The organism is Gemmatimonadota bacterium (assembly GCA_016209965.1).
In the GTDB taxonomy this organism is placed as follows: Bacteria; Gemmatimonadota; Gemmatimonadetes; order Longimicrobiales; family RSA9; genus JACQVE01.
In genome coordinates, this window is the sequence record JACQVE010000116.1 from 1 (window position 1) to 8,440 (window position 8,440).

9 protein-coding genes are annotated in these 8,440 nt (G+C 69.6%); 3 read left to right on the forward strand and 6 right to left on the reverse strand.

The window, feature by feature from the left end; genetic code table 11:
* Both HY703_04890 and HY703_04895 read right to left on the reverse strand, forming a co-directional pair.
* Positions 1-176, reverse strand: a 176-nt coding sequence (locus tag HY703_04890; protein MBI4544511.1) for a hypothetical protein, incomplete at its 3' end; no start/stop codon positions are given.
* Positions 177-193: 17 nt separating this feature from the next.
* Complete coding sequence (locus tag HY703_04895) at positions 194-664, reverse strand: hypothetical protein (GenBank protein MBI4544512.1); 471 nt, start codon at positions 662-664, stop codon at positions 194-196.
* Positions 665-902: 238 nt separating this feature from the next.
* Here HY703_04895 and HY703_04900 point away from each other — a divergent pair, with 238 nt between their 5' ends.
* Entirely contained in the window at positions 903-1,604 is a 702-nt protein-coding gene (locus HY703_04900; GenBank protein ID MBI4544513.1) for a hypothetical protein, read from the forward strand.
* Between the two features lie 42 nt (positions 1,605-1,646).
* Here HY703_04900 and HY703_04905 read toward each other — a convergent pair whose 3' ends face one another.
* Together HY703_04905 and HY703_04910 are read right to left on the reverse strand one after the other, a co-directional pair.
* On the reverse strand, positions 1,647-3,266 hold the full coding sequence (locus HY703_04905; protein MBI4544514.1) for a hypothetical protein: 1,620 nt from the start codon (positions 3,264-3,266) through the stop codon (positions 1,647-1,649).
* Positions 3,267-3,346: 80 nt separating this feature from the next.
* Positions 3,347-4,873, reverse strand: coding sequence for a hypothetical protein (locus tag HY703_04910; GenBank protein MBI4544515.1), 1,527 nt, complete (start codon positions 4,871-4,873; stop codon positions 3,347-3,349).
* Positions 4,874-5,036: 163 nt separating this feature from the next.
* Between HY703_04910 and HY703_04915 the strand changes: the two genes are divergently transcribed.
* Positions 5,037-6,443, forward strand: a complete 1,407-nt coding sequence (locus tag HY703_04915) for an amidohydrolase (GenBank protein MBI4544516.1) — start codon at positions 5,037-5,039, stop codon at positions 6,441-6,443.
* Positions 6,440-7,801, forward strand: a complete 1,362-nt coding sequence (locus tag HY703_04920; protein ID MBI4544517.1) for an amidohydrolase family protein — start codon at positions 6,440-6,442, stop codon at positions 7,799-7,801. The genes HY703_04915 and HY703_04920 overlap by 4 nt, the downstream gene beginning before the upstream one ends.
* A 25-nt stretch (positions 7,802-7,826) precedes the next feature.
* Here the strand turns inward: HY703_04920 and HY703_04925 are convergent, their stop codons facing one another.
* Both HY703_04925 and HY703_04930 read right to left on the reverse strand, forming a co-directional pair.
* Positions 7,827-8,312: an NADH-quinone oxidoreductase subunit A gene (locus tag HY703_04925; protein MBI4544518.1), complete on the reverse strand. Its 486-nt coding sequence runs from the start codon at positions 8,310-8,312 to the stop codon at positions 7,827-7,829.
* Between the two features lie 33 nt (positions 8,313-8,345).
* The coding region (locus tag HY703_04930; protein ID MBI4544519.1) for a YHS domain-containing protein at positions 8,346-8,440 on the reverse strand (95 nt) is incomplete at its 5' end.

Sequence of the window (8,440 nt, forward strand, 5' to 3'; positions counted from 1 at the left end):
CCCTGCTTGGGGTCCGTGACGCGCCCCTTGACCCACTCGATCTTTGCGGGTACGAAGACCTCGACTTCCTGCCCGCGCTTCACCTTGAGGCGTTTCGGGTTGGCGGCCTTGCAACGCGGGCAGACGGCGGCGCCCATGAAGCTAGCGCCACACTTGGGGCATCGGTTCTCGGCCATGGTGGTCGCTCCCCCGCTCAAGTCCGTCTCAGCACGATGAGCAGCTCGGCGGGCTCGTTCTGGCCGTCCCGGTCGAAATCAAAGCTGGCGTTGTCATCCAGGAGCGTGAGCGCTGAGCCCGAGAGCGCGAAGCTGAAGGTCCGATCACTGAACGGGCCCGCGGTGAAGTCGGCCGCCAGCTTGTCATTGCCCTGGATGGTCATGATCCCCGCCACGGTAAAATCGACGGTCTGGAAAGTGGCCGGATCGAATGTCCTCAGGATCCCGCTGAACTGGCCGTTGGAGGCAATGTTGACCTGAAAACTGCCGCCGAATTGTATGAGGTCGATCCTCGTTGTGGCATTGGCCTTACTGGTGAACTGGAAGCGGGAAGCGGTATAATTGCCGGCCAGATCGCCGAGCGTGGGGTTGGTGATGTCACCGTCGCCACAGGCGAGGAGCAGTATCGCGAGCGCAATGCCGCCCGACAACGATTTTGCGGGTCGCATCGAGGTCTCCTGGCCGCGGCCGTGCTTCGGGCGTCTGCTCTGCTGGATCGGCAGGCAAAGTAGGGGCAGTGCCCGCGGAAGTCCACGGCTGGCGAGTCGGCCGCGTCGGGGCATGGGTGTGCCAGGCGCGCAACTGCTCGCAGGGCGACGCTCCCTACCGGTAATCGCGGGGCTCGCCCTGCTCCTTGCCCTTGTGCTGGATGCGGGATCAGCCCGGGCGCAAGGCTTCGGCAGAGGCGTGCGCCGCACGGCCCCCCTGCACCTGACCCCCTACTTCGGCGGGCTGCGCTTCACCGTCCTGGGCGAGGTGGTGGGCACGCAGTTCGACCCGGCGCGCGGACTGGGTCAGCCCGGTGATCTCCTGGTGGATGTCGATCTCGATGCGGAGCCGACCCGCGTTCTGGGGATAACTCTCGGCTGGGCGGCCGCCGGCTGGCTCGACCTGCGGCTGAACGCGGCGTTGGCGTCCACCACGCTGCGGGTGACCGGCACGGCCGTGCGGCGCGACGGGACGGGCGGGCTGAACGTGGACGTGGGCGGCGTGGGCGACGTCGCCGTGCGCTATCTGGGGCTGGACGCCGTGTGGCGGCCGCTGGGCCGGGAGCGCCGGCTCAGCCCCTTCCTGGCTGTCGGCGCGGGCGTGGACCTGTGGGATCTCGACCGGCTGGAGGACCTGGAGAGCCTCGCCTTCCTGGTGGGCGCACGCTTCGGGTTCAAGCCCGTGGATGCCACGCTGCTGGCCGCCACGCTGGGCGCGGGCGCCGAGATCCGCCTGACCTCGCGGCTGGCGCTGCGGCTCGAGCTGCTGGACCGCGTGGACAACAACCCCGTGGACATTGGCGATTTCCAGATCGGCGAGACCTTTGCCGGCGCAGCCGAGGCGGCGAAGTTCGTGCACAACATCCACTACGTGGGCGGCCTGGCCCTGTTTTTTCCCTGATGCGTCGGCTGCGGGCCTCGATTGGAGGTTCCCACTCGCTGGCTAAAACCGCGTCCTCCAGGCCGCCTGCACGCGAGCCACCCCCTTCACCCCCCAGCCGCCGCCGCGGCGATGATCCTCGGCGTGGATGAAGTTGAGACCCGCATCCCAGTTCAGCTCGCCGCGGGGCACACGCCAGGTGCCGCTGAGGCTGGGCCGGAGCGTCGTCTCGACCTGGCCGACCAGCAGCAGGTCGTGTCCCGAGAAGGCGTCCGCGGGCCAGGGCTCGCGGATGTCGTCCTCGCCCCGGAACTGCAGCGCGAGCCGCGGCTTGAGCACCAGCCGCGTATCCAGGAACCAGTCGGCCTGGAGCGATCCAGTGATGGCGTCCGCCACGTCGCGGCCCAGGCCCAGTGACTCGACCGTGTAGTAGAAGAGCCGGTGTATGCGGCTGCGGTAGGCGAGGCTGTTGAGCAGGGAGAAGTCGGCCCGCAGTGACAGCCGGGGTGCGGCCGCAGGGAGCTGGACGCCCAGCGCGGCGCCGTACTGGGTGAGCCCCTCGGCCATCCCCTCCTCGCCCACCATGGTGTTGTCCAGCAGGAAAGCGCCGTAGGTGACCAGCCCCGGGCGCGGGCGCCACCAGACTTCGAGGAGACCCAGGGCGTTCGTCTCCTGATTGCCACTAGGACTGATCTCCCAGACCCCGACCGGGTTGGCCAGGTTGAAGTCGAAGGGGCGGTTCACGCCGCCGTAGACCACGGATTCACTCAGGCCCAGGGTCAGGTTCTCGCGGATCTGCCAGTCGAAGCGGTGGGAGGAGAAGTAGCGCGTAGTGTCGGCCTTGAAGTCATTGAGGAAGGTGAGGAAGCCGGTCAGCGCGACGCGATCGCTGCCGAAGCGGTAGGCGACGTGGTCGTAGCTGTAGGCGTAATTCGAGACCAGGAAGCCGGCTGTCCCGGGGAGCCCCCAGTTCCTGTAGGTGCGGCCGAAGAAGAGGCGGACGTACGGGAACTGCACCTCGACGTAGCCGTCCTCGACGCGGTAGCCGCAGCGGCCGATGATGGGATCGCACTCGCGCGGCGCGATGGCCAGTCCGCCCGGGAACTGCGGGTCATTCAGGTAATGGTTGTCCCACCGGATGCGGAACCCGGTGGCGACGGCCGGCGCTTCGCCGATCAGGTCCAGGTCGAGGGTCGGGAAGAGCGCCGCCCCGCCCTCCGGGCGCAGGGCGTCCCGGTGTTTATGACTGAGCGCTTTCACGCCCGCGCCCAGCCGGCGCTCGAAGCGCAGCTCCTGTGCGCCGGCCCCCTCCAGCAGGCGCATCTCGAACGCCAGCTCCTGCGCGATGGCCTCGGCCCACGGCCGCTCCTCCGCGAGTAACGCGCCGCTCTCCCGCGCCGCGCGCACGGCGTGCGCGACATCCATGCGGCGGTAGGGCTGGATCAGCGGCTGCAGGCTGCCCAGGCGTCCGCGCGCGAGGAGGACGTCGATGTAGTCGTAGGCCCAATGGCCGAGCGGCAGATAAGCCGAGGCGAAGAACGCGGCAGCCGTGGCAGTTGCCGCTCCGGCGGGCGGCGCCTCCCGAGCGGGTGCCTGAGCCCTGAGCAGCCCAATGTTCAGGAACAGCAATGTCGGGGCTACGGTGGTCAGGCAGAGGCAACGCAGGCGGGCATTCTTCTGCATCCCCTAGCATCTCCCGCGTCAGAGCAAGGCGGTTCGACGCGGGATAAGGTAGCGCGGCCCGGCGGGTGGCGGCAAACTACCTACTTGGGCGCCGGCACCCTCCGCAGCGGGATCGAGACCGACACCTGGTGGGTGAGCACTCGCGCCTCCTGCAACGTGAGTGGCCCCGAGGGCGCCAGAATGATGTCGGAGGCCGAGGCCAGCTCGGCACCGCGCCGTCCGCCCCAGGGGAAGGCGACGCCGGGCCGCCCGCTGCCCGTGGTCAGCCGGCCGACATAGCGGATGTCGAACTCGGGGAAGGTCAGGCTCGCGCCCCAACTGGGCGTCCACTCCGCCCAGCTCTCCTGCTGCTCCCGCTTCACTTCCTCGATGTGGTTGTACTGGTCCAGCCAGTAGCGGATGGACCGGATCTGCAGCCCGAGCTGGAAGCCGAAGCGCTCCATTTCCCGGCTGATGCCGCCGCGGAAGAGAGCGTTCGAGAAGCGAAAATCATTATCTACCGTCTTGCCGCCCACCGGGATGATGCGCCCGCTGCGCGTCTTGACGGCCTCTGCCGCTTCCGCCCAGGTGTCGCTCCAGATGGGCTCGTAGATCAGGTCCAGCGCGACCGTGGCCGGCCCCTCCGAGCGGGAGGCGCCAACGCCGAAGTTGTAGGCCCACGAGTTCCCGGGGTCGCGCGGGATGTTCATGATCTCGTAGTTCGGGATCTTGGGGTGTGTCTTCCAGTTGGCCGTCAGGATCCCGCCCACGCGCCAGCCGCCCGGCGAGTGCGGCGCGACGTAGCCCAGGTGCGCGCCCCAGGTGTAGGTGCGGTCCAGGTTGTTCTCGACCCGCGTCTGCAGGTGGCAGCGGTCCCTCGGCTCGCAGATCCAGTTCACGTAGGTCACGTCGTGGCGCATGTCGAAGCGGTGGTGGAGCAGCAGCAGCTCGAAGAAGCTGTTCCGCTCCCGTTCCGCGACCAGCCCCAGGCGGTAGTCCAGCAGGTGACCCGACTGCTCGATGTCCTGACTCAGCGCGTAAAGCAGGTCGACGCCGTCCACGGCGTCGAGCCCGGCCCAGAACAGACTGCCGGCCAGGGCGAGCCCGCGGCTGCCCAGCTTCCGGCCCAGCATGCCGAAGGCGTACAGGTTGCTCGAGGAGCGCTCGCTCAGCAGGGGCGCCGTCGAGAAGAAGTTGCTGGTCAGGTCCCGGGCGGCGGCCTCGAGGACGGCAAACCGGGTGTTTGCACCTGCGGCCTCGAGCTGCTGCAGTGCCAGCGACGCGCCGCCGAACCAGTCCCCGGAAGCGAGCAGCGCGCTGATGGGCAGTGTGCGGCCGGCGGCGCCGTCGTCGGAGACGTTGTAGAAGGTCGGAGCGCCCAGGAAGTGCGAGCGCTGCACGCGGCCCCCCTTGGCCGGGTTGACGAACGCGTCCAACAGCGGATCCTCGAGTGCGATCGAGACGCCGCCCATGCCCAGGTTGCGGGACGGGAAGACCAGGAACTGGTCGCCGGCCGCGACGGGCACCGTCTTCAGGTTGATGAGCTGGGCGTGCGCGGCTGCGGGGAGCGCCGCGGCTGAGAAAGCCAGGAGCAATGCGGGTCCGATGCGACGTCGCGCGGTTCTCATGGTCGTCCTCCTGGATGGACGGAGAAGACCCGCTCGCGCGGGGCTCACGCAGGAAGAACGTGTGGGTGGGCGCAGCCGTGACAACGCTTGTCGGGGCCGGGTGCCGGACCTAGCTTGGCGCCGCATTCCAGTGACAGAACCCCCGGAAGCGGAGCAGTCAACCATGAAGGGACGAATCGCGTCATGGCCCCTGGGGCTGGCCGCGCTGCTGGGCTGCGCCAGCGCGGGATCGGAGCCGGCCACGGGCCCGGCGCCGCAGGCTGCGGCGGCCGAAGCGGAAGCCTTCGCCTCGACCTACCAGCCGCTGCCCTCGCAGCCGACACTCATCCGAAACGCCACCATCCTGACCGCGGCGGGCCCCCCACTGCAGCACGCCTCGCTGCTCATGCAGGAGGGCAAGATCGTGGCGGTCGGTCTGGAAGTGGCCGCTCCCCAGGGTGTGGTGGTCGTGGATGCTACGGGCAAGTGGGTCACGCCCGGGATCATTGACAACCACTCGCATCTGGGCGTGTACCCGGCACCCGGGACGCAGGCGCTGTCGGATGGCAATGAAGCCACCGACCCGAACACGGCGCAGGTCTGGGCGGAGCACTCGGTCTGGCCGCAGGACCCGCAGTTCCCGCTGGCGCGGGCGGGCGGTGTGACCAGCATGCAGGTGCTGCCCGGCTCGGCCAACCTGTTCGGCGGCCGCGGCGTGGTGCTGAAGAACGTGCCCTCCCGCACGGTACAGGGGTTGAAGTTCCCGGGCGCGCCGCACACGCTGAAGATGGCGTGCGGCGAGAACCCGAAGCGGGTGTACGGCAGCCGGAACCGCTTCCCCTCGACGCGCATGGGCAACGTGGCCGGCTACCGCGCGGCATGGATCAAGGCGCGCGAGTACCGCGAGAAGTGGGAGCGCTGGGGGAAGAGCAGCCGTCGGGACCCCGAGAAGGAGCCTGCCCGCGACCTGCAGCTCGAGACCCTGGCCGGTGTGCTGGACGGCAAGATCCTGATCCAGAACCACTGCTACCGTGCCGACGAGATGGCCATCATGATGGACATCGCCAGGGAGTTCGGCTACCGCATTGCGGCGTTCCACCACGCCGTCGAGGCGTACAAGGTGCGCGACCTGCTGGCGGCCCAGGGTATCTGCGCCAGCATGTGGGCCGACTGGTGGGGCTTCAAGATCGAGGCGTATGACGGGATCATGCAGAACATCCCGCTGGTGCACGAGGCTGGCGGCTGCGCCATTGTGCACTCGGACTCGGAGGAGGGGATTCAGCGGCTGAACCAGGAGGCGGCCAAGGCCATGCGGGCGGCGCAGGAGATGGGGATGGATGTTGATCGCGAAGATGCGATCCAGTGGATCACTCTCAATCCGGCGCGCTCGATCGGGATCGACCGCTGGACGGGCTCGCTCGAAGCCGGGAAGATGGCGGATGTGGTGATCTGGTCCGGCGACCCGTTCAGCATCTACGGCAGGGCGGAGCAGGTGTTCATCGACGGGGCGCTGGTCTATGACCGCGCAGACCCACGGCGCCGGCCCCGCACGGATTTCCAGGTCGGGCTCGTGCCGGAGGTGGTTCCATGAACGGCGTGGCGAGGGTCGCTCGCAGCGCAGGCTGGCGCGGCGCGGGCAGCGGCCGGGCGCGCGGCGCGGTGAGCTTGGAGAGGGAGGCCCGCGCTGCGCTCTGGAGTGTGGGCGTAGCGCTCCTTCTTGCCGTGGCTGCGCCGGCGGCCGCGCAGACCGTGGCGATTGTCGGCGCCAGGGTGCACCCTGTTTCCGGCCCGCCACTCGACGGCGCCACGGTGTTGATCCGGGACGGAAAGATCGCGGCCCTAGGGCGCGACGTGATCGTCCCGCCGGACGCGCAGCGGATCGATGCGACCGGGAAGGTCGTGACGCCCGGGTTCCTGGATTCCGCGACGGAGCTGGGCGTGGTCGAGATCGGCCTCGCGCCCGGCACCGTGGACGCTTCCACGGAGGACGACCGCATCACCGCGGCCTTTACCGTCGCGGACGCGCTGAACCCGCAGTCCACGCTCATCCCGGTCACGCGCGTCGAGGGCATCACGCGGGCGGTCGTGCTCCCGGCGCCGGGCGCATCGCTCATTGCTGGCCGCGGCGTACTGGTCGAGCTGGGGAGCGATCGCGCAACGGAAATGATCCAGAAGAACCCGGTGGGCATGTTCGCGGTGCTGGGCGAGGCCGGGGCGGAGAAGGCGGGCGGGGCGCGCGGCGCGGCGCTGCTCCGGCTGCGCGAGGCGCTCGAGGACGCCCGCGATTTCGCCGCCAACCGCCGCTCCTTCGAGGCGGGACAGCGCCGGGAGTACGCCATGAGCCGGCTGGACCTCGAGGCCATGGCCCCCGTGATCCGCGGCGAGCTGCCCCTGGCCCTGAGCGTGGACCGCGCCAGTGACATCCTGGCCGCGCTCCGCCTTGCCCAGGACTACGGGCTCGAGCTGATCCTGCTGGGCGCGGCCGAGGCGTGGCGGGTGGCGGGCGAGATCGCCCGGGCCGGCGTGCCCGTGGTGATCAACCCGTTCAGCAATATCCCGGGGTTCGACAACCTGGGCGCGACGCTCGAGAACGCGGCCCGCCTCGAGGCCGCCGGCGTGCTGGTGGCATTCGCGACCTTCGACGCGCACAACTCCCGCAAGCTGAAGCAGGGCGCGGGCATCGCCGTGGCCTACGGCATGCCGTGGGAGGCCGGGCTGCGCAGCGTGACCCTCACCGCGGCACGGATCTGGGGCATTGCCGACCGCTACGGCTCGCTCGAGCCGGGGAAGGACGCCGACGTCGTGATCTGGTCCGGCGACCCCTTCGAGCTGCTCACCCGTGTCGAGCACGTATTCATCCGCGGCCGGGAAGTGCCGCCCGACACGCGCCAGCGCGAGCTGTTCCTGCGCTACCGCGACCTGCGCTCGCTGCCCGGCGCGCGACCGTAAGTGGTCGAGTTCGTGAGGACGGTCGTCACCGGCCGGGCAGCAGGCGCGCGGTGGTGAAGGCGGCTAAGAGCATCTCGGCGGCCAGGCCGGCCACGATCAGGCCCGCGGCGCAGCCTGCGGCGGCGAGTGCAGCCCAGCGCTCGGCCCCGAAGCCGGGCGCGGGCGCGGCGCGGAAGTAGGCGGGGCCCAGCACGCGGGCGTAATAGGCGAGGGAGAGGACGGTGTTGGCGGCGGCCAGGATCGCCAGCCAGGTGTAGCCGGCCATCTCCACGAGCGCGGTCACGCCCTCCCGCACGAACACCACCGCCCAGGGATACATGTAGACCATTTCCATGTCGAAGGCGAGGAAGAGGAGGGCCATGGCGTAATAGCGGACGTGGAAGCGGCTCCAGGCGTGGACGCGTGGCGGCTTGCCCCCGGCGAAGGGGACGCGCTCGGGCGCGGTCCACCCCGGCGGGTTCAGCGCGTCGCCCAGCCAGCGGAGGACCAGCCATGCGCCGGCCGCCCCCAGGAAGACGGTTAGCGCGCCAGCAAGCGGAGCCACTCAATCCTCCGCGTAGTCCTGGGGGTGAGCCTCGAATTCCTGCCGGCACTCCTGACTGCAGAAGTAATATGTCCGGCCACCGTATTCCGCCGCAG